This is a genomic window from Vibrio sp. 2033, assembly GCF_033339735.1.
On sequence record NZ_JAWOVC010000002.1, the window covers coordinates 402,462 to 423,618 of the forward strand.

The 21,157-nt window shown below is 47.7% G+C and carries 16 protein-coding genes; 11 read left to right on the plus strand and 5 right to left on the minus strand.

What is annotated here, in order from left to right; translation table 11 throughout:
- Nucleotides 1–98 precede the first annotated feature (98 nt).
- Complete coding sequence (locus R7P74_RS05055; protein ID WP_017635228.1) at nucleotides 99–683, minus strand: NAD(P)H-dependent oxidoreductase; 585 nt, start codon at nucleotides 681–683, stop codon at nucleotides 99–101.
- Between the two features lie 270 nt (nucleotides 684–953).
- On the opposite strand from R7P74_RS05055, the gene R7P74_RS05060 reads away from it, so the two are divergent.
- Nucleotides 954–1,295: an ArsR/SmtB family transcription factor gene (locus R7P74_RS05060; protein WP_005375451.1), complete on the plus strand. Its 342-nt coding sequence runs from the start codon at nucleotides 954–956 to the stop codon at nucleotides 1,293–1,295.
- Nucleotides 1,296–1,380: 85 nt separating this feature from the next.
- Nucleotides 1,381–2,436 (plus strand): ACR3 family arsenite efflux transporter, encoded by a 1,056-nt coding sequence (gene arsB, locus R7P74_RS05065; protein ID WP_005375449.1) that lies wholly within the window; start codon nucleotides 1,381–1,383, stop codon nucleotides 2,434–2,436.
- 36 nt (nucleotides 2,437–2,472) lie between these two features.
- Here the strand turns inward: arsB and R7P74_RS05070 are convergent, their stop codons facing one another.
- Together R7P74_RS05070 and R7P74_RS05075 are read right to left on the minus strand one after the other, a co-directional pair.
- Complete coding sequence (locus tag R7P74_RS05070; RefSeq protein WP_005375447.1) at nucleotides 2,473–3,252, minus strand: helix-turn-helix domain-containing protein; 780 nt, start codon at nucleotides 3,250–3,252, stop codon at nucleotides 2,473–2,475.
- Nucleotides 3,253–3,271: 19 nt separating this feature from the next.
- Nucleotides 3,272–3,805, minus strand: coding sequence for a YbhB/YbcL family Raf kinase inhibitor-like protein (locus tag R7P74_RS05075; RefSeq protein WP_005375444.1), 534 nt, complete (start codon nucleotides 3,803–3,805; stop codon nucleotides 3,272–3,274).
- A 187-nt stretch (nucleotides 3,806–3,992) separates the two neighbouring features.
- Between R7P74_RS05075 and R7P74_RS05080 the strand changes: the two genes are divergently transcribed.
- The 4 genes from R7P74_RS05080 to R7P74_RS05095 all read left to right on the plus strand — a co-directional run bounded on the left by R7P74_RS05080 (nucleotide 3,993) and on the right by R7P74_RS05095 (nucleotide 7,970).
- A complete protein-coding gene (locus tag R7P74_RS05080; protein ID WP_213968304.1) occupies nucleotides 3,993–4,784 on the plus strand; it encodes a PhzF family phenazine biosynthesis protein in 792 nt (263 codons plus the stop codon).
- 207 nt (nucleotides 4,785–4,991) lie between these two features.
- Nucleotides 4,992–5,942 (plus strand): HlyD family secretion protein, encoded by a 951-nt coding sequence (locus R7P74_RS05085; protein WP_372060962.1) that lies wholly within the window; start codon nucleotides 4,992–4,994, stop codon nucleotides 5,940–5,942.
- A 4-nt stretch (nucleotides 5,943–5,946) separates the two neighbouring features.
- Complete coding sequence (locus R7P74_RS05090) at nucleotides 5,947–6,873, plus strand: ABC transporter ATP-binding protein (protein ID WP_262596933.1); 927 nt, start codon at nucleotides 5,947–5,949, stop codon at nucleotides 6,871–6,873.
- Entirely contained in the window at nucleotides 6,873–7,970 is a 1,098-nt protein-coding gene (locus tag R7P74_RS05095; protein WP_017635233.1) for an ABC transporter permease, read from the plus strand. The genes R7P74_RS05090 and R7P74_RS05095 overlap by 1 nt, the downstream gene beginning before the upstream one ends.
- A 109-nt stretch (nucleotides 7,971–8,079) precedes the next feature.
- On the opposite strand, the gene R7P74_RS05100 is transcribed toward R7P74_RS05095, so the two are convergent.
- Both R7P74_RS05100 and fdhF read right to left on the minus strand, forming a co-directional pair.
- Nucleotides 8,080–8,451 carry a hypothetical protein gene (locus R7P74_RS05100; RefSeq protein ID WP_005375433.1) on the minus strand — a complete coding sequence of 124 codons (372 nt, stop codon included), beginning with the start codon at nucleotides 8,449–8,451 and terminating at the stop codon, nucleotides 8,080–8,082.
- A gap of 392 nt (nucleotides 8,452–8,843) precedes the next feature.
- On the minus strand, nucleotides 8,844–13,082 hold the full coding sequence (fdhF, locus tag R7P74_RS05105; RefSeq protein ID WP_213968302.1) for a formate dehydrogenase subunit alpha: 4,239 nt from the start codon (nucleotides 13,080–13,082) through the stop codon (nucleotides 8,844–8,846).
- Nucleotides 13,083–13,397: 315 nt separating this feature from the next.
- Here fdhF and R7P74_RS05110 point away from each other — a divergent pair, with 315 nt between their 5' ends.
- From R7P74_RS05110 to copI, 5 genes are all read left to right on the plus strand, one after another.
- Nucleotides 13,398–13,820 (plus strand): hypothetical protein, encoded by a 423-nt coding sequence (locus R7P74_RS05110; RefSeq protein ID WP_318122718.1) that lies wholly within the window; start codon nucleotides 13,398–13,400, stop codon nucleotides 13,818–13,820.
- A gap of 135 nt (nucleotides 13,821–13,955) precedes the next feature.
- Nucleotides 13,956–15,347, plus strand: a complete 1,392-nt coding sequence (locus R7P74_RS05115) for a TolC family protein (RefSeq protein ID WP_262579604.1) — start codon at nucleotides 13,956–13,958, stop codon at nucleotides 15,345–15,347.
- A gap of 164 nt (nucleotides 15,348–15,511) precedes the next feature.
- A complete protein-coding gene (locus R7P74_RS05120; RefSeq protein WP_318122719.1) occupies nucleotides 15,512–17,230 on the plus strand; it encodes an efflux RND transporter periplasmic adaptor subunit in 1,719 nt (572 codons plus the stop codon).
- 2 nt (nucleotides 17,231–17,232) lie between these two features.
- Entirely contained in the window at nucleotides 17,233–20,442 is a 3,210-nt protein-coding gene (locus tag R7P74_RS05125) for an efflux RND transporter permease subunit (protein ID WP_318122720.1), read from the plus strand.
- 76 nt (nucleotides 20,443–20,518) lie between these two features.
- Nucleotides 20,519–21,055, plus strand: coding sequence for a copper-resistant cuproprotein CopI (gene copI, locus R7P74_RS05130; protein WP_172563892.1), 537 nt, complete (start codon nucleotides 20,519–20,521; stop codon nucleotides 21,053–21,055).
- Nucleotides 21,056–21,157: the final 102 nt, after the last annotated feature.

The following is a 21,157-nucleotide window of genomic DNA, read 5'->3' on the forward strand; positions in this document are numbered from 1 at the left end:
TAATAAAAACGTCACCTCGCCGCAAACAAATAAAAATGGACCGCATGTAGCAGTCCATCTCAATTCATCATTCAGTTCGCACTATCTTTCTAAAAGGATTAGAAGTTTTCGTTAATGTGAGCTTCGAAACGAACAAAATCGTTTTCGATATCTGCGTTCTTCATCACGTCGTAACAAGCGAATGTAGGCAGTGCTGACATACCAAAGAAGCGGAAGTTAGCGTGCATGTGGAACATCAAATCGTCCACGCCTTTACCTTGGAATAGGTATTCGCTCTCATCATCAAACGATTCTTCTGGCGCGTTGAATGTCAGTGACAGCATGTATTTGCTGTTGGTTTGAGTGCCGCCTGTACCATAGTTTTTCTTTGGTTCTTCTGCGCTACGGCCATCGAATGCACATAGTGCGCCGCCCATACCCGCAGTAAACACGTCGTCCATGTATTTTTTGAATGACCAAGGCACAGACATCCAGTTGATTGGGCTTTGGATGATCACGCGATCAGCCCACTCAAAGTGTGCGAGTTGCTCATCTACGTTGATCTCATCTTGCATTGTCACAACGCGAACCTCATGGCCTTTTGCTTGCAGAAGCGTCTGTGCTTTGTCGACAAGAGAAGCATTTAGACGACCTTCTGAATATGGTGATGGTTCGTGTGCATTGATGATCAGTACGTTGCTCATGGGATTACCTTTAAATAAGTTCACAAGATGACGCAGTAACCATTGTGCGTCGGATGTGGTTTATTATGGTAACCTAGAAATATAGTGCAATTAGTTAACTTTTAGTAACCTACTTAATTTTTAATTATATCACTGTTTTTAAAAGATATATTTTTTCAACTTTTTATCCATCGTTATTTCACGATTAATTTTTTCATCGATTTGTTGCATCTTCCACAGAGCAGGCGTACACTTTATCGCAATTCGACGATTAACTATTAAGGCCAGCGAATGAGTGATAAGTGCAAGGACACGTGCGAAGTCGTTTTTCAGACAACGCAACAACAGCTCGAGAAAGAACAAACTCTAGCAGCGCAAGCAAAAGCTTTGTCGCATCCAGCACGTTTGCGCATTCTGCATATCCTGCACACGCTCGATACCATGGGCGGTTGTTTGAACAGTGATTTGGTTTCTGAACTGGGTCTTGCGCAATCTACTGTTTCCGAGCACTTGCGTATTCTAAAGCAAGCAGGCTTTATCAGCGCCGAGCCAAACCCACCTAAGGTGTGTTACCGCATTCAACGCGACGCGTTTGATCAGTTCAATCTAGGATTTTCCAAGTTATTTGATTAATGCCCTTTGCACGCTGTTCAGGCGTGCAGAGATAAACTATACCTTTAACTATCGCCTTTCGACGATAAACGAATAAGAGAACACTATGACTACTCAAGTTTTAAATAGTGCCAGCGACAAAATGAGCTTCTTGGACCGTTACCTAACGGTGTGGATTTTTGTGGCAATGGCAATCGGTGTAGGTATTGGCGCAGCATTCCCTCAAGTTGCTGAGTGGAACGAGTCAATGTCAGTTGGTAGCACAAACGTACCGCTAGCGATTGGTTTGATTTTGATGATGTACCCGCCACTCGCAAAGGTGAACTACAACTTGCTAGGCACAGTGACGAAAGATAAAAAAGCGATCACGCTGTCTTTGGTCATGAACTGGATTGTCGGCCCTATTTTGATGTTCATCCTTGCATTGACTTTCCTAGGTGATCATCCGGGTTACATGGTTGGTATCATTCTGATTGGTCTTGCTCGTTGTATTGCCATGGTATTGGTATGGAACGATATCGGTGGCGGTAACAAAGAATACGGTGCAGCCCTAGTTGCACTAAACAGCGCTTTCCAAATCGTGACTTACAGTGTGATGGCATGGTTATTCATCACTGTGTTGCCACCAGTCTTTGGTTACGAAGGTTTCGTGGTTGATATCTCGATGATGGACATCGCGGAAAGCGTTCTGATTTACCTTGGTATCCCATTCCTAGCGGGCTTCCTAAGCCGTAAATGGCTGGTCGCTGCGAAAGGTGAGCAATGGTACAACGACGTGTTCATCCCACGCATTTCACCAATTACCCTTATCGCCCTACTTGCGACCATCGTACTGATGTTCAGCTTAAAAGGTGAGATGATTCTTGAACTGCCAATGGATGTATTCCGTGTAGCAATTCCACTGGCTATCTACTTTGTGTTGATGTTCTTTGTCAGCTTCTTCGTTGGTAAGAAAATGGGCATCGACTACGACAAAAATGCGTCGATTGCCTTCACAGCAACAGGCAACAACTTTGAATTGGCTATTGCGGTTTCTATCGCGGTGTTTGGCCTAAACTCAGACCAAGCTTTTGCTGGTGTCATTGGTCCACTGATCGAAGTGCCTGTATTGATTGCTTTGGTGAACGTAGCATTGCGAATGAAAACCAAATATTATGGTTAACCTAAAAAGCACAAAAAATAAAAAAGCGGTAAAACATTAACTCACCACCGTTTTAATATACTCACTGGGCGTTAGGCCGAACTTACTTTTAAAGCGTTGGCTAAAACGCCCCTCTGACTGATAACCACACAACTGTGCGAGCAGCGCAACGTTATACGAGCCATTTTGCATCAAGTAAAGTGCGTGATTTAAGCGGACTTCTGCCAATACTTCGCGATACTGAGTACCTTCTTGTTTCAGTTTGCGTATCAATGTTGCTCGGCTCATAGCAAAGTGCCCCGCGACCATATCTAATGGATGCTCCTCCCCTGGAGAGCGCGATAAGTAACGACTAAGTTTCTGACTAAAAGAGATATGTGAACTCGAGAACAACCGATGCAATAACCCTCTCTCAGCTAGCTGCTGATATAGGCCCATAATCCAATAGCGTTGTGTCGCTTCACTTAAGCTTTCCCGCTCAAACGAAAACAAAGCATTTAACGTCGCTTGCAATGCTTTATCTGTCTCAACAACGGGTACATAGTTTCCTAATGCGTTGCTCATGCTTAGCTCCAACATTTCATCGCTAGGCACACAGTGAAAACTGAACATTCGAGAAAGAAATCGCCCTTGTAGAGGAAGATTTTCAAAATTTAGGGATGCATTTGCTTCACAAAGCATGATATTTGGATGATGGATGTCGAGTACTCCATCTTTCCAGAAAAGATGTTTACTCCCCTTAACAATCTGAATAAGGCTTGGGGAGTGAATCCTGACATTACGAAGCTTCTGCTGCTGCTCCGCACGAAACAGCGTAACCTGATATTGGTGACCCATTCTCTCCCCTTATATTCAATTATCGCGTGTAAGTCGTGGTTAATGTCGCTTTACCCAAAGCAACACTATTCAAAGTAAACCCTACAATGGCTGGTGGCGTGTTTTCATCCAAATTCAGTTCTTCAGTTGGCAATGCCCACACCGTAAACTGGTAACGATGCATCCCATCATTCTTTGGAGGACACGCGCCGCCGAACCCCGTTGTGCCGTAGTCAATACGAGATTCTTTGCCGCCTAACTTGTTCATATCAATGCCTCGAGGCAGTTCGCTAACGGTGGATGGAATATTAAACGCTATCCAATGCCAAAAACCACTGCCTGTTGGCGCGTCGGGGTCATACACGGTGATCGCAAAACTTTTTGTGCCCTTTGGAGCTTCTTTCCACATCAATTGTGGTGATTGATTCCCGCCATCACATCCCCAACCAGAGTATTCAAATGTCTTCGCCATCGGGTGGCCTTCTTGAATATCTCTACTCACGAGTTCAAATGCATGGGCAGAACCGACCGCAAAAACACTCAATGCCAAAACTGATTTGTAGATCGCTTTCATGTTTTTCTTCCTTTCAATGAATTCAACACTAGTGTAAGTACCCAGCAGTCCGAATCCTTGTCAGTAAGTATCAAAAAACACAAAATAATCTATAATTTTGACACTTTAAGATTCTAACACAAATTTCTTACTCTCTTAATTGCACTTGGTTTATGCTAATTAATCGCTCACGGAACAAGGAAGGAAAATGGAATTGGATATCTACGTGGTGGACGCCTTCACCGATACGCAATTCAAAGGCAACTCAGCAGCGGTCGTACCGTTAGAGGAATGGCTAGCCCCAGAATTGATGCAAAATATCGCGACAGAAAACAACTTGTCGGAAACGGCTTTTCTAAAATCCATTGGCGCAAACCGATATGAGATTCGTTGGTTCTCTCCGATTACTGAAATCGATTTCTGTGGACACGCAACACTGGCCTCTTCGTTAGTGCTGTTTGATGAGTTTGGCATTAATGGCACGATTGAATTTCATACTCTGGAAGTAGGAACCCTCACCGTAGAGAAGAATGCGCAAGGTAAGATCGAGATGACGTTCCCTGCTCGTCCTCCAAAAGCCGTTTCTGATATTCCCTCGGCATTGATTGATGGCCTAAGTTGCGATGTAGAACGCGTACTGCTTAGCCCTCAAGCGTATTTCGTGGTGGTCGACAGCCAGCAGGAAGTACTTGAGGTTCAATACCGTTCCGAACACCTCAAGACACTCGCTCCTTACGATGTGGTCGTTACTGCGAAAGGCGATCAACAAGACTTTGTATCGCGTTACTTTTGGCCTGCAAATGGTGGCGACGAAGACCCCGTAACCGGCTCGATTCACGCTGGATTAGCACCGTTCTGGGCAGAGGAGTTAGGCAAAACATCTCTGATTGCTTACCAAGCTTCTCAGCGCGGAGGCATTTTGCACTGTGAAGTTACTGGCGAACAAGTAAGAGTATCTGGCGACGGCGTGCTCTACATGAAAGGCAAGATTTTTGTTTAAATGATATTCATGTAATCAACTTAAAAGAGCCAAGTAAAGCACGGCTTCCGCAGGATCAAGCCAGCTTCAACAATTAATCAATTGATGAATATTGAAGGAATTAACTTCCTAGCCGGACAAAACTGACTCACGTTACACTGAATGCAGTCCCATACTCTTCTATAGCTTGATACGAGTTCGAGCTCACCTTCTTAGAGGAAGCGTCGCATGATGAAGCGAATCATTCTTGGCACCCTAGCCCTGACTCTTGTAACTGCCTGTTCCAAAGATGACGGACAGCAAGCCCTTGGTACACTAGAACGTGACCGCGTAACCTTCACTGCCACCTCTAGCGAGATAATTCGTGCCCTACCCATTAAGGAAGGCAGCCAAGTCACCGAAGGAGAAGTGCTGGTTCAGCTCGATACAAAGAACCAAGAAGCCGTTTTAGCTCACGCCGTTGCCGAACAAGCCAAGGCTGACGCCTATCTTTTGAAATTGACCAATGGTGAGCGACCAGAAGACATTGCCGCAGCGCAAGCTCGCGTTGCCAGAGCGGAAGCTCAATTGATTGAAGCGCAAAAGAACTACCAACGTAAAGCGGAGTTAGTTCGTAAAAAACTCATCAGCCAATCAGAAAAAGACACCGCTTTAGCAGCCAGAGATTCTGCCCGTGCAGAGCTAGACTCCTCACAAGAAGAGTTCAGCAAACTGACCGCTGGCTCTCGTCCTGAAGATATTGAACAAGCGAAAGCCGCACTCATGGTTGCAAAAGCCGATGTAGCACTACAAGAACAGAAACTGGCAGAACTCACCATCACGGCCACGCGAGATGGCTTGCTAGATAACCTACCGTTTAACCTTGGTGAACGCGTTCCGGTGAATGGCATTGTTGCCGTAATTCAAGCGAGCCGCGTCCCATACGCCCGTGTTTATGTTCCTGCCAATTATCGAGTCAACTTTGTGCCGGGTAAAACGGTTAACGTGCATGTAGATGGCGTTGAGCAACCATATAGCGGCACCGTTCGTTGGGTAGCGACTGAGCCTTCATTCACGCCTTATTTCGCGCTTACCGAGGAAGAACGCTCGCGTTTGATGTACCTAGCAGAAGTCGACCTTCAAGACTCAGCAAAATCCTTGCCTTCAGGTATACCAGCGCAAGTGGATTTGGTGGAGTAAGCCAATGACCGAATTCGCGATTCAAGCTGAAAATGTAGTGAAGAAGTTTGGTGACTTCACCGCCATCAACAACATCACGCTTAATGTGCCTAAAGGCAGTATCTATGGTTTTCTTGGCCCTAACGGCTGCGGTAAATCGACAACCATTCGAGTGTTGACGGGATTGCTTAGCCCAAGTGAAGGCAATGTTGATGTACTCGGGTTAGAGATCCCAAAACAATCTGAGCTTCTGCGCCTCAAGATAGGCTACATGACGCAAAAGTTCTCCTTCTACGATGACCTGACGGTTCAAGAGAATCTTGAGTTTATTGGACAAATCTTTGGAATGGAAACCAAGGCCCTGAAAGCTCGCATCGGAGAACAACTAGCCACCTACGGTCTCGACCAACTGCGTAAACAGCGCGTCGGCGGAATGAGCGGCGGCCAGAAACAACGCTTATCTCTCGCCGCAGCCACCATGCATAAACCCGAACTGTTGTTTCTCGATGAACCCACGTCTGCGGTTGACCCAGAGAACCGACGCGATTTCTGGGAGCAGTTGTTTGACCTCTCTGACCAAGGCACGACGATTTTGGTCACTACGCACTACATGGACGAAGCCGAACGCTGTCATCGTCTGGCGATTATGGAATCGGGCGAAATCCGCGCCGATGGTGAGCCAGAAGAACTCATGGCGCAAATGGGCGTTAACATCGTCGAAGTCAAAGCGGATAATTTACGCGAGCTAAAAGAGAAAGTCATTCAGCGTGAAGAGGTCCGTTCTGCCGCACAACTAGGCATTCGCTTACGCATTTTGATCCACCAGCACATCGAACAACCGATCGAATGGTTAACCCAGACCTTTCCTGAGCTTGAGGGCTGCGAGATGAACATTGCTCGCCCGAGCTTGGAAGATGTGTTTATCAGCGTGACGGGAGAAGGTCGCCAATGATGAAATCTATTGCCCGTATGAAAGCGGTGATGATCAAAGAGATCCGTCAGCTTTCACGTGACCGAATTACCTTTGGCATGGTCGTGATGATCCCGTTGATTCAGCTTTTGCTGTTCGGCTTTGCCATTAATACGGATATTCGCAACATTCCCGTTGGCGTCGTCGATCAAAGTGGCAGTACTGCCGGGCGCGTGATTACCGAATCCGTCAAAGTCACACAAGTGGTCGATGTGGTCGAAACCTTCGCTACCGCTTCTGAAGCCGAGCAAGCCATTCAAGACGGTTTGGTGCGAGCGGCTTTAATTCTGCCTAGCGACTTAACCCAACGTATGGTGCAAGGGCGAGAGCTTGGGCAGTGGATTGTAGATGGTTCAGACACCATGATCAGTTCTGCGATTCTCTCACTGCAAACCATGCCGTTAACAGATTTTGATTTTGAGATACGCCCTGCTCCAACCAAAACCTTTGAAGTTGCGCTGTATTACAACCCGAGTCGGCGCTCGGCGGTGAACATTGTCCCCGGTCTATTGGGCGTGATTCTGACTATGACGATGATCTTGTTCACCAGTGCGGCCATTGTTCGGGAACGGGAACGAGGCAATTTGGAGTTATTGATTACTACGCCAATCCACTCCATCGAACTCATGGTGGCGAAGATCATTCCCTACATCTTTGTTGGTCTGATACAAGTGTTTATCATTTTAGGCTTGGGGCACTGGATATTTGGTGTGCCGATAAACGGCGCCATTAGTCAGATACTGTTTGGCACGCTGTTGTTTATCGCCGCGAGTTTAACCTTAGGTTTGGTGATATCCACCATTGCGACGACACAGCTTCAAGCAATGCAAATGACGGTGTTTATTCTTTTGCCGTCGATTCTTCTGTCAGGATTTATGTTCCCTTATGAAGGAATGCCCGTCGCGGCACAATGGATATCAGAAGCCCTACCAGCCACTCACTTTATGCGCATTATTCGTGGTGTGGTGCTGCGCGGTGCAGACTTAATGGAGCTATGGCGAGATACAGTTTGGTTACTTGGATTCACCGTTATCGGCCTTATTGTCGCTTCATTTCGCTTCAAAAAATCACTCGACTAATCCCACGATATTGCGTTCATTCCTTAAAAACAAAAATAGCCCCAACGAAGGGCTATTTTTTGTTTCTGTATTTATACACTGTGCTATCGAGCTCAACTCTCAGACAATATTAATAGTACTCACCGTAGGAACAATCTCGTAAATCGGAAATATTGTAGTTTTTCAAAGAGTTTATTTTAAAGTTGAACACTACCTGTTTACAGACAACGCCTTCGCGATCCGTGTACGTGATAATACCTTCACTGTACGCACGCTGACCATCAGAGGATGTCACGTCAGCAACAAGTTCCAAATGGCCCTTGTGCGCATCTACGCGATTCATCATCTCAAACACATCGACCCACTCTTCGCGATTTGCCATTTGTATTAGCATGGACTTCGCCTGTGTTTCCAACTGCTGGGGGTAAACATAATAACGGTTGTAACCAAAGTATGCGCACATAAGTAATAAAACGAGTGCAAATGAGGTTGTTCTTGTCATACAAGCTTCCTCTTGTTGTTATAAAAATCTTGCTTCGTTAATTCAGTATAGGAAGCGAGCAAAGTTTAGGTTATAGAACTTGCCCAAATAACAGAGGACAGTCAGAGACAGTCAATTCTATGACAAGCTCAACAACAAACTTTATTGAACTCTCATCATGGGCTTGAACAAAAAATACGCCGCAGAGACAGCAAGAAGTAAGAAGTAAGAAGTAAGAAGTAAGAAGTAAGAAAGGAAAACTAACCGGAGCGCGGTGATAACAGAAAAGTAAAAGGAGTTGGAAGAAAAAGACAATCCGAGTGAATATAGTGAGAGCGGAAATCAAGATTAGATTATCCGCCCATCAACTAGGCTCAAATTGTCAGTGACCACAACAATGTGACTCACCGAATTTAAACGTGTTGGTAACTATCTTCGAGAGACTCTGTCTGCGTTGTTTTCTCGCTCACTTCCACTTTAACCGCAGCGACCTTGAACTCAGGGATCTTCGCATGCGGGTCAGTCGCCGTTGTCGTTAAACGGTTCACCGGCGATTCAACAAAGTGGAATGGAATGAACACCACACCTTTTTGAATACGCTTAGTCACAAAGGCATCAATCTCAATGCTGCCGCGACGTGTAGACACCGTCAAACGCTGACCATTACTGATGCCTAGCGCTTCTGCGTCTTCCACGCTCACCATCGCGCGAGGGCCAGCAAGGTTATCCAACCCTTTGGTCTTACGCGTCATGGTGCCAGTGTGGAACTGCTCAAGTACGCGACCCGTCGTTAACACAAGTGGGTACTCTTCATCTGGCAGCTCAGCCGCATAACGGAACGGTACGCCCACCATTTGCCCTTTACCACGAGTAAACTGGGTTTGGTGCATGATGCGAGTACCCGCAGGGTTGTTCTTGTTGCTCGGCCATTGCACACCGTTTGGCGTAATGGCATCCCAACGAAGACCCGCGTATTGAGGTGTCACTCGTGCGATTTCATTAGTGATATCAGACACGCAGTGGTAATCCCAATCACTACCCATGGCATTGGCGATCTCTTGGATAATCCACCAATCTTCTTTCGCTTCACCCGGCGCCGTGACAACCGGATTCACGCGCTGAACACGACGCTCCGTATTGGTGAAGTGACCCGCTTTCTCTGCAAATGAGCAAGAAGGCAGAACCACATCCGCGTATTGCGCAGTTTCCGTTAGGAAGATGTCTTGAACCACCAAGAAATCGAGCGCTTCTAAACCTTCAATCACATGCGCTTGGTTCGGGTCACTCAACACTGGGTTCTCACCCATGATGTACATACCACGAACGTCACGATGGCAAGCCGCATCAATGATTTCTGTCAGGGTTAGACCTTGCTCAGAAGGCAGATTTGGTGCGTTCCATTCAATCGCAAACTTCTGACGCACAATTGGGTTGTATACCTTTTGGTAGCCTGGGAAACTGTTTGGCAAAGCCCCCATATCACACGCGCCTTGCACGTTTGATTGACCACGCAGCGGATTGATACCACCACCTTCAATACCGATGTTGCCACACAGTAATTGCAGGTTAGCGATAGAACGCACGTTGTCATGACCTGTCGTGTGCTGAGTAATACCCATCGAGTAGTACACAGCTGTACGATCTGCCGTACCGATCATGCGCGCCATTGCTTGAATGTCTTCGGCTTTTACGCCCGTAACCAATTCCACTTTATCGAGGTTGTAAGCTGGCGACATCACCTCTTGCAACAAGGTATCAAAGCCGTCGACACGTTCTTCGATGTACTCTTGATCGTACCAACCGTTCTTGATGATCTGCTGCATGACGCCGTTCAGGAGCATCACATCCGTACCCGGACGGTGCGCCATATACAGCTCTGCATGCTCTGCCATATCGACACGTTTCGGGTCAGCCACAATCAAACGAGCGCCGTGGTGACGAATGGCTTGTTTGATATGTGAAGCGATGATCGGGTGTGCTGATGTGGTATCCGAACCAATAATAAAGATCACATCCGAGTGCTTAATACTTGGGATGTCATTGGTCATTGCACCACTACCCAGTGACGCTTCAAGGCCGGTTACACTCGATGCGTGACACAAACGCGCACAGTGGTCGACGTTGTTAGTGCCCAGTTCACGACGGACAAATTTTTGGAACGCGTAGTTGTCTTCGTTGGTGGTTTTCGCTGAAGAGAAGCCCGCTAATGCGTTGCTGCCAAAATCTTGCTTGATGCCAGAGAACTTGCTCGCAATCAGTTGAATCGCCTCTTCCCAGCTTGCAGGTTGCAGCCAACCGTCTTTACGGATCAATGGCGTGGTAAGACGCTCTTCACTGCCAATGAAATCAAAACCAAAGCGCCCTTTCACACACAACATGCCTTGGTTCACCGGCGAGTCACCGCCTTTCACGTAACGAATAGTATTGGTTGCTTCGTCCACGAACATAGTCAACTTACAACCCACACCACAGTATGTACAAATGGTGTCGACCGCTTTCAGATCTTCAGTACGACCTTGCGAACGGTCACGACTATCGACCATCGCGCCCGTTGGACACACTTGAACACACGCGCCACATTGCACGCAGTTCGAATCGCCCATCAAGGCTAAGCCATTCTTGTTACTTCCAAAATGTGGACGATCGTCAGGACGTAATGCAGGACGACCTTGTTTGTCGCACACAAAGTTCAGTACGCCGTGCACGGCTTTGTCACGACACGCTTGGATGCACTGACCACAGCTAATACAGCGGTTGGCATCAAACTCAATAAACTCAGAGCTGCGGTCAACTTCGTACTTATGACGCAAGTCTTTCGCACGAAGATCTAACCAATCTTGGTGTGATTTAATCTGCAAGGAGAAGTCAAAGCTTTGCTCAGCTTCATATTCGGTGGAGTAATCACGCAGCGCACAATCAGTATTTGCCTGACAGCCACATTCTAGACAGCGCGCCGCTTCCTTCATCGCTTCTTCGTTATCAAAGCCCAACTCCACTTCAGCGAAGCTTTGCTCGCGTTGTGCTGGAGTCAGCTCAGGCATGATAGAGCGAGCGACTTTTTGGATGTTCTCGAAGTGAAGCGGATCGACTTGAGAGAGTTTCTTCTCTTTACGCGAGTTGAACGCCGCCTTTGGCATATCCGCCATATCGCCATTCAAAAACAGGTCAATGGCTTTTGCCGCAACGCGACCATCACCCACGGCTTCAACTGCCGTTGCTGGACCACGGCGGAAATCACCAATACTGAAGATGTTACCCGTGCCGGTGTGCATGGTCTTTTCATCTGCATCAGAGGTGTTCCAGCGCGTAAGCGGAATCGACAAATCTTCGCCTTCGAGGAAGCTCAGATCTGGCTTTTGCGATACTGCCGCAATCACGGTGTCGAACTCTTCGGTAAAGAACTCGCCGGTTGGTTTAGGGCTTCGACGACCAGATGCATCCGGATCACCCAACGCCATGCGCTCTAGACGAATCGCACTCACGCGTCCGGTTTCATCGGCAAGGTTTTCTGCAGGGTTGGTCAAGAAGTGGAATTTCACCCCTTCGTGTTCCGCTTCGACAATCTCGTAGTCTTCCGCCGGCATTTCGTCACGGGTACGACGATAAATCAACGTGGTGTCTGCACCAGCACGACGCGCAGTACGAGCACAGTCAATTGCCGTGTTACCACCACCAATCACCGCAACTTTCTGACCCGTTACATAGTTTTGCTCGGTAACGTAATCTTTTAGGTAATCAACGCCTAAGTAGCAACCTTCAAGGTCACTGCCTGTGTAATGCATTTCGACCGCTTGAGACGCGCCGACCGCCAAACACACTGCGTCGTATTCTTCGCTCAATTGAGAAAGCGTGAAATCCACACCCAGCTTTTGATTGGTGTTAACTTGCATGCCATTACGGCACATCAGTTCGATTTCTTTATCGAGAATGTCTTTTGGTAAACGGTATTCTGGAATGCCATAACGCAACCAACCACCTGCTTTTGGCATGGATTCAAAGACCGTAACGTCATAGCCTTCGTTCGATAGGTAGTAGCCAGCCGTTAGACCACCAGGACCACTGCCGACGACGGCAATGTTCAAACCTTTACTTGGTTTCTTTTCTGGTACGTAGGCTTCATGCGCAGACAAATCCGCATCCGCGGCATGACGTTTTAGCTGACGAATTGCAATAGGCTCATCGACTAACGAGCGGCGACATTCGCTCTCACAAAATGCCGGGCATACGCGACCAATCGATAGTGGCATAGGAAGTGTACGCTTAATCACTTCAATTGCTTTTTGATGATCGTTCTGTGCGATGTGATAAAGGTACGACTGGATATCCACGCCCGCAGGACACGCGGTTTTACATGGCGCTTCACAATCGGCGTAATGGTCCGTCATGATGCGGTTGAGTGCTTTTCTGCGGTGCTCGCTTAATTGTTCTGATTGCGTGACCACATTAAGGCCGCGGTAAACTTCGAGTTCACACGCACGCTTAGTACCGCCACTTTCGACTTCAACTACACACAAGTCACACGGTACTTTTTCATTACTTTTGTTCATTCCGCACAGCGATGGGATCTCGACCCCACACACTTTTGCTGCTTCTAAAAGGGTTAGACCCTCTTCTACAATTCTATATTTTCCATCGATGACAATTTCTATCATGCAACCCCCGCAGCAAAGCAAATCCAAATCTGCACAAGTAAAACCATGCATTCTATAAGGATAATCATTTGTAAGACAAGTTAGTGTGATGTAAAACTTATAAACCACATTTTTCACGTGTCATAAAAAGCGAGGGCTTCTTTCGCTAACTTTCAACACTCGGTGTTTAACAAACGTTTTACTCCCTCGAAAGTGCGAAAACTGTAGGGTTGGACTATTTTGATAATAAGAGTAATAAATGATTGACCTTACCCTTAGGTTAACCTTTAGAATCGAAGGGTTTTCATCATTTTCATCAAACACATGGGAAAGGGTATGCACTTAAAATCGCTGCATACAATCTGGTTAACTCTCTTCACGACGCTAGTACTATTGGTATCTAGTGTGGCGAACAGTGAGCCGTTGATGAATATTCAAATGATGTCTACTGGCATGGCTCACCATCCTTCTATGATGAGTGACAGCGAACACTGCGGTATGCCTGGCATGATGGACGTCTCCATGACTGACGCTTCTATGTCCGAAGATGGCGATGCAAGAGAAACCAGCATGAACTGTGGTGGAGGCTCTGGCATGGTTCATACCTGCTGTACTGCCGCGTGTACGATAGTTTTCGTCCCCCTACCGAATCCTATCAATAGCCCAATGCCCGTCGTCTATCGCGCAACCATTACTCCTGAAGTTGCTTCCCCAGTCGTAGACGTCAGTCGCGACCTGTACCGACCTCCTATAGCCTAAATCCGTCCTAGCATTCGACCCTGCGCGTGTATCGCAGGTTGTTTTAATGCGCCTGAACGATGAGGTAACAAGGCTTTACTGTTCCCGCAATAAAATCCGCACCTCCATCGATCCGGCGAACACTGGATTTAGATTATGGATATCAAACCATACCGCTTAGCTGCACCTATTTTTATGGTGGCTCTGGTCGCTGCGCCAACCTTGGTTAACGCCGCTGGTAAAGAGACGCACGCAGCACAAAATTCCGCATCAAGTGAGCGAGCTTCAACGACCAAGCTTGCCCAACTGATCAACGTCGCTTTGAGTAACGATGGCAATCGTAAGCAATACTCAGCGCAATCTGCTGCCATGCGTGAAACGGGCGTCGCAAGTGCAACCTTGATGGACCCAAAACTGAAAGTGGGTTTTGGTGGCTTGCCTGTCGACAGCTTCAAATTCGATGAAGACCCAATGACCAACATCTCCGTTGGTTTAATGCAACAGTTTGAGCGTGGCTCTACGCTTGATTTACAGCAGAAGAAAGCCAATCAACAAGCCGACGGCCTTGGTCTTCAAGTGCATGCTCGTGAGCTTGAGGTAGCCAACAGCATGACTCAACTTTGGTTAGAACTTGGTTACCAGCAACGCGCTGAGCAAATCATGCTTGAGAACCGCAAGTTGATGAAGGAGATGGAAAGCTTTATTCAAACCAACTATTCGATTGGTAAGAGTGAAGCGCAAGATCTGCTTAACGCCCAACTTCAAGTCAGCAAGTTGGATGAGAAACTGCAAGCCAACGCACAAATGCAACGTCGTCTTATCTCTCAACTCTCCGAATGGTTGGGGTCAGATTGGTTGGCAAACGAACGGGCTCTGCACGCGAGCAATCAACTTAATTGGGACACTCTGAACAGCAAACTTGCTGCTAGTCAGGGTTCCACCAAGCATTATCAGCAACTCAGCCAACACCCGATGGTTAAGATGGCCGACGTCAGTATTTCTGCCAATAAAACTCAGGTGGAAATTGCTGAGCAAGCCTACAACCCACAATTTGGCGTCGAAGTAATGTACGCCTACCGCCAAGCCGACAACATGATGGGTGAGCCAGCATCAGACTTAGTCAGCGCTTACCTAACCATGGACATTCCGTTGTTTACGGGTGACCGCCAAGATCGCAATCTTGCGGCCGCTCAATACCAAGTTGGCGCGGCACAATCGCAAAAAGACACCTTACTAACGCAGATGAATGCCAAGGTGAACACTTTGCTGGTTGATCGCGGCAACTTAACCCAACGCTTAGAACGTTATCAATCCACCTTATTGCCTCAAGCGAAAGCGCGCATTCAAGCCGTTGAGCGGGGTTATCAAAACAACACAGCGCAGTTTAACGATGTGATTTCTGCCACTACTGACGAGTTGGCTCTGCAATTAGAGCAACAACGTCTGCTGACCGATCTCAACATCGCAAACAGCAATTTAGCCACCCTACTCGGTGGTTTCGACTACCAAGTCGCTTCACCAGAAGCTCGCTCTATTTCGACATATTAATTTGTGATTCCCCAAGACAGTTGGGGCTACAGCTAGGCGGCAAACGAGAGAATCCCATGAGCACTTTCCCTAACAAACTAAGGGATCTTCTATGTGATTTGGGTGAACGAGAGCAGGCAACAACGCTGTAGCGTCAAATGTGAAGGGGAAAATAAGGTAAAACAATGAAAACATTTAAGATTGCAACCATCGCGCTGATTGTTGGTGGTGCTTTAGGGTTTGGCGCTAATCATTTTCTTACGGGCTCGGCTCACGACATGAGTGCGATGGGTGGCGAATCTGCTGCAAGCTCTAATGATCCGCTTTACTGGGTTGCCCCAATGGATCCGAACTACAAACGCGACAAGCCGGGTAAATCCCCAATGGGCATGGATTTGATTCCGGTTTACGCAGAAGATCTATCCGGTGAACAAGACGCACTGGGTACTGTGACTATCGACCCTTCAGTAGAAAATAACCTCGGGGTTAAAACCGCAAACGCGACACTGCAACAGCTATCACCACGCATCGAAACGGTTGGCTATATTGCCTTTGATGAAAGTCTGTTATGGCAAACCAACGTTCGTGTGGCGGGTTGGGTAGAAAAACTCTCCATCAATGCCGTGGGTGAGAAAGTGAAGAAAGGCGATGTGCTGTTCACGCTCTACTCTCCTGAACTGGTTAAAGCACAAGAAGAATTGCTGAATGCGTACCGCACTGGCCGCAAAGGTCTGGTAAAAGGCGCGACCGAACGCTTGGTAACGCTTGGGGTTGACCGTGCTCAAATCAAATCCATTACTCGTAGTGGTAAAGCATCGCAAACCATTGAAATCAAAGCGCCTGCTGATGGCGTTATCGCGAGCTTAAACGTGCGTGAAGGTGGCTATTTGTCCCCTGCTCAAGCGGTGATCAGTGCAGGTCCTTTGGACAATGTTTGGGTTGATGCGGAAGTCTTTGAGCGTCAAGCACACTGGATGAAAGCAGGTTCTCAAGCCACGATGACCCTTGACGCGATTCCGGGCAATGAATGGCAAGGCGTTGTCGATTACGTGTACCCAATCCTCGATCCGAAAACACGTACGTTGCGTGTGCGTCTTAAATTCCCTAACCCAGATGGCGCATTGAAGCCAAACATGTTCGCCAATATTGCCTTGCAGCCTGTCACTGACGACGCAGTATTAACGATTCCCAAATCATCTGTTATCCGCTCTGGCGGTATGACTCGCGTTGTTCTGGCGGAAGGTGATGGCAAATACCGCTCTGCTCGAATTGAAGTTGGCCGTGAAGCTGGCGAACAAATCGAAGTATTACAAGGACTTAAACAAGGCGATAAGATCGTTGCTTCATCTCACTTCATGCTCGACTCTGAATCAAGCCAGTCGGCGGATCTGTCTCGCATCAATGGTGTAGAAGCAGCGGCGGAAACAGCATGGGCCAAAGGTGAGATCACAGACGTAATGAAAGATCACCGCATGCTGACCATCAACCACCAGCCTGTACCAGAATGGGATTGGCCGGGCATGGTAATGAACTTCACTTTCGCAGATGGCGTTGAAATGGGTGACTTGAAAAAAGGTCAGGCTATCGAATTTGAAATGCAAAAGACGGAGTCCGGTCAGTACCAAATCGTTGACTATAAGGCAGACAACAGCGTCATTGCAGCAGAAGTTTGGCTAACTGGTGACATTAGCATGCTGATGGCTGATTTTGGCATGATCACCTTAAACCACCTACCGGTTGCAGAATGGAACTGGGATGCAGGTGAGATGAACTTCTCTGTGGGAGAAGACGTTGATCTATCGGGTTTTGAAGAAGGACAGAAAGTTCGGTTTCTAGTTGAAAAACAAGGATCTGACTACGTTCTTAAACAATTAGTTCCTGTAACAACAGCCGTCGAGGGTTAATTATGATCAATGCTATTATTCGTTGGTCACTGAGCAACCGATTCCTAGTGTTGGTCGCGACCTTAGCCCTTATATTAGGCGGACTTTACAGTGTAAAGAATACGCCTGTTGATGCGATTCCAGATCTTTCTGATGTGCAAGTGATCATCAAGACAAGCTATCCGGGTCAGGCTCCTCAAGTCGTCGAGGATCAAGTTACTTACCCACTCACCACCGCCATGCTTGCCGTGCCGGGTGCTGAGACGGTTCGTGGCTACTCTTTCTTTGGTGACTCTTACGTTTATATCATTTTCAACGATGATACCGACATGTACTGGGCACGTTCACGCGTGTTGGAGTACTTAAGCCAAGTAGCACCAAAGCTGCCACCGAACGCAAAACCAACCCTAGGTCCTGATGCAACGGGCGTGGGCTGGGTTTACAGCTACGTATTACAAGACAAAACCGGCAAGCATGATTTGGCGGATCTCCGCAGCCTGCAAGACTGGTTCTTGAAGTACGAATTGCAAACCGTTGATGGCGTTTCTGAAGTTGCGACCGTGGGCGGTATGGTGAAGCAGTATCAAGTGCAGATTGACCCTGCCAAGCTTCGTGCTTACAACCTCACTCTGCAACAAGTGAACATGGCAATCCAAAACGGCAACCAAGAAACCGGCGCGTCCGTTATCGAAGTGGCTGAAGCCGAGCACATGGTTCGTACCACGGGTTACCTAACCAGCATTGAAGACATAAAATCACTGCCGCTAAAAGTCACCGAGAAAGGCACGCCGTTGCTATTAGGTGATATCGCAGACATTAACCTTGGCCCACAAATGCGCCGTGGTATCTCAGAGCTGAATGGCGAAGGTGAAGCGGTCGGCGGCGTTATCGTGATGCGCTTTGGTGAAAACGCCAGTGAAGTGATTGCAAAAGTCAAAGACAAACTCGCAGACCTACAACGCAGCCTGCCAGAAGGCGTGGAAATTGTTGCAACCTACGACCGCTCTACCCTTATCGATTCAGCGGTAGAAAATCTGTGGAAGAAGCTTGCAGAAGAGTTCATCGTCGTTGCGATTGTGTGTGCGTTGTTCCTATTCCACATTCGTTCTTCGTTGGTTATCGCTCTGAGCCTACCGGTTGGTATTCTTAGTGCGTTTATCGTAATGCATTGGCAAGGCATCAATGCCAACATCATGTCTTTGGGTGGTATTGCGATTGCCATCGGTGCCATGGTGGATGGTGCAATCGTGATGATTGAAAACGTTCACAAGCACATTGAACGAACGCCACTGACCGATAAAAACCGCTGGCAAGTAATCGGCAAAGCCGCAGAAGAGGTCGGCGCACCGCTGTTCTTCTCGTTGTTGATCATTACTCTTAGCTTCGTACCAGTGTTCGCCTTAGAAGGCCAAGAAGGCAAGATGTTCTCGCCGCTTGCATTCACTAAGACTTACGCCATGGCAGCGGCTGCAGGTTTGGCGATCACACTCGTCCCTGTTCTTATGGGCTACTTCATTCGCGGTAAGGTGTTACCGGAACACAAAAACCCGGTTAACCGTGGCTTGGTCGCGTTGTACCGTCCGCTGTTGAACACCAGCTTAAAATACCCTAAGACCATGATTGTTATCGCATTAGGTCTAATGGCATCGGCTTACTACCCAACCAGTAAACTGGGTAGCGAGTTCATCCCGCCGCTGGATGAAGGCGACTTGATGTACATGCCAACGACCTATCCGGGTATCTCGATTGGTAAGGCGCGTGAGCTTCTACAACAAACCAACAAGCTGATCAAAACCGTTCCAGAAGTGAAAACCGTATGGGGCAAAATAGGCCGAGCTGAGACCGCAACCGATCCAGCGCCACTCACCATGATCGAAACCGTGATTCAGTTGAAGCCACGCGATCAATGGCGTGAAGGCGTAACAACCGAGTCACTGCGCAAAGAGTTCGATAAGCTGGTTCAGTTCCCTGGTCTTACTAACGCTTGGGTAATGCCGATCAAAACGCGTATCGACATGTTGGCAACGGGCATCAAAACCCCTATCGGCATTAAGATCGCCGGACCTGATCTGAAAGTGATTGAGAAGATCGGTTCTCAGTTGGAGCCAATTCTTAACGGCGTACAAGGCACAGCATCGGTTTATGCAGAACGTGTAGCAGGTGGTCGTTATGTCACGATCGACATTAAACGTCGTGCCGCAGCGCGTTATGGCTTGAGCATCAAAGACGTTCAGCAGGTGATCTCCACTGCGGTGGGCGGCATGAATGTGGGTGAAACCATCGAAGGCTTGGAGCGTTACCCAATCAACGTTCGTTACCCACAAGACTACCGTGATTCAGTGGTTAAACTGCAAAACCTACCGTTAGTGACACCAAATGGCGCCCGTATTGCGCTGGCTGATGTAGCGGACATTCGTTACGAAGACGGCCCTCCGATGATCAAAACGGAAAACGCGCGTCCAAACGGCTGGGTATTTGTCGACATCGATGGTCGTGACCTTGGCTCTTACGTCGTAGAAGCGCAACAGGTTGTTGCTGATCAATTGGAACTTCCTGCGGGTTACTCGCTGGCTTGGTCTGGTCAATACGAATACATGGAGCGTGCGAAAGACCGCTTGAGTGTCGTGGTACCAATCACCATTGCCATCATTATGCTGCTGCTTTACTTCAGTTTCCGTCGTGTCGGTGAAGTGATGATCATAATGCTTACCCTACCGCTCGCTATGGTCGGTGGTTTGTGGCTCATGCATATCCTCAACTACAACTTCTCGATTGCCGTCGGGGTCGGCTTTATTGCCCTAGCAGGTGTCGCAGTTGAGATTGGGGTCATCATGCTCGTCTACCTCAACCAAGCGTGGCACTACAAAAAACTCGATGCGGAAGAGAACCAACAGAAGCTTGAGGCGAAAGACCTAACCGATGCCATTCGCGAAGGTGCAGGCTTACGTGTTCGCCCAGTAATGATGACGGTACTAACGGTCATTATTGGTCTGATTCCGATCATGTACGGCGAAGGTACAGGGTCAGAAGTGATGCAACGTATCGCCGCACCAATGATTGGTGGTATGGCATCGGCACTGCTACTGACGCTCTTGGTACTTCCAGCCATCTTCAAGCTGTGGAAACAACGCGAGTTGCGCCCAAGTAACTCAACTCCTAGTCAAGCAAGTACGCAAGCTGGTAATCAAATCGAAAACACCGACAACAAAGCTCACACTGGCAACAAGGCGTAATCCCTACCTTCCCCTCAAACAATCCGTTTGAGGGGAAGTAACCAAGTTATTAATGAATTAAAACAAGGATATAAAAATGAAAAAGACACTAATCACTCTTGCTCTAACCCTAACTACAACGGCTGCCTTTGCCCAAATGGATCATGGCAATATGAAGCATGAAAATATGGACCACGGCAGCATGAAGATGGACCACAGTAAAATGGACCATTCAAACATGATGGATATGCCGGGCATGTCGGCAGTTGGTATGCCTGCAAAAGGGGCAAAGCCAGACAAAGTGGTACACGTTATCTTGGGTGATGACATGACTATTAAGTTCAAAAAAGACGTTAAAATTGAGCCAAACGATGTGGTGCAATTTGTGGTCATGAACACCGGTAAGATCAACCACGAGTTTACGATTGGTTCGGCTAAAGAGCAGCTAGAACATCGCGAAATGATGAAGACAATGAGCGGTGATCACATGCATGACTCAGGCAACGCAGTTACGGTAGAACCAGGTAAAGCGAAGCAATTACTGTGGCACTTCCACGGTGACAACAAGGTTGAGTTCGCGTGCAACATTCCAGGCCATGCAGAATCGGGCATGGTTAAAAAGATTGAACTGTAAGTAATTATCCAACTAGACAAAGGAGCTGATGATTCAGCTCCTTTTATTTCTGGATCAAACTATTCGTTAGCTCATGATAAGAAATTCTGAGCCAGTGTCTCA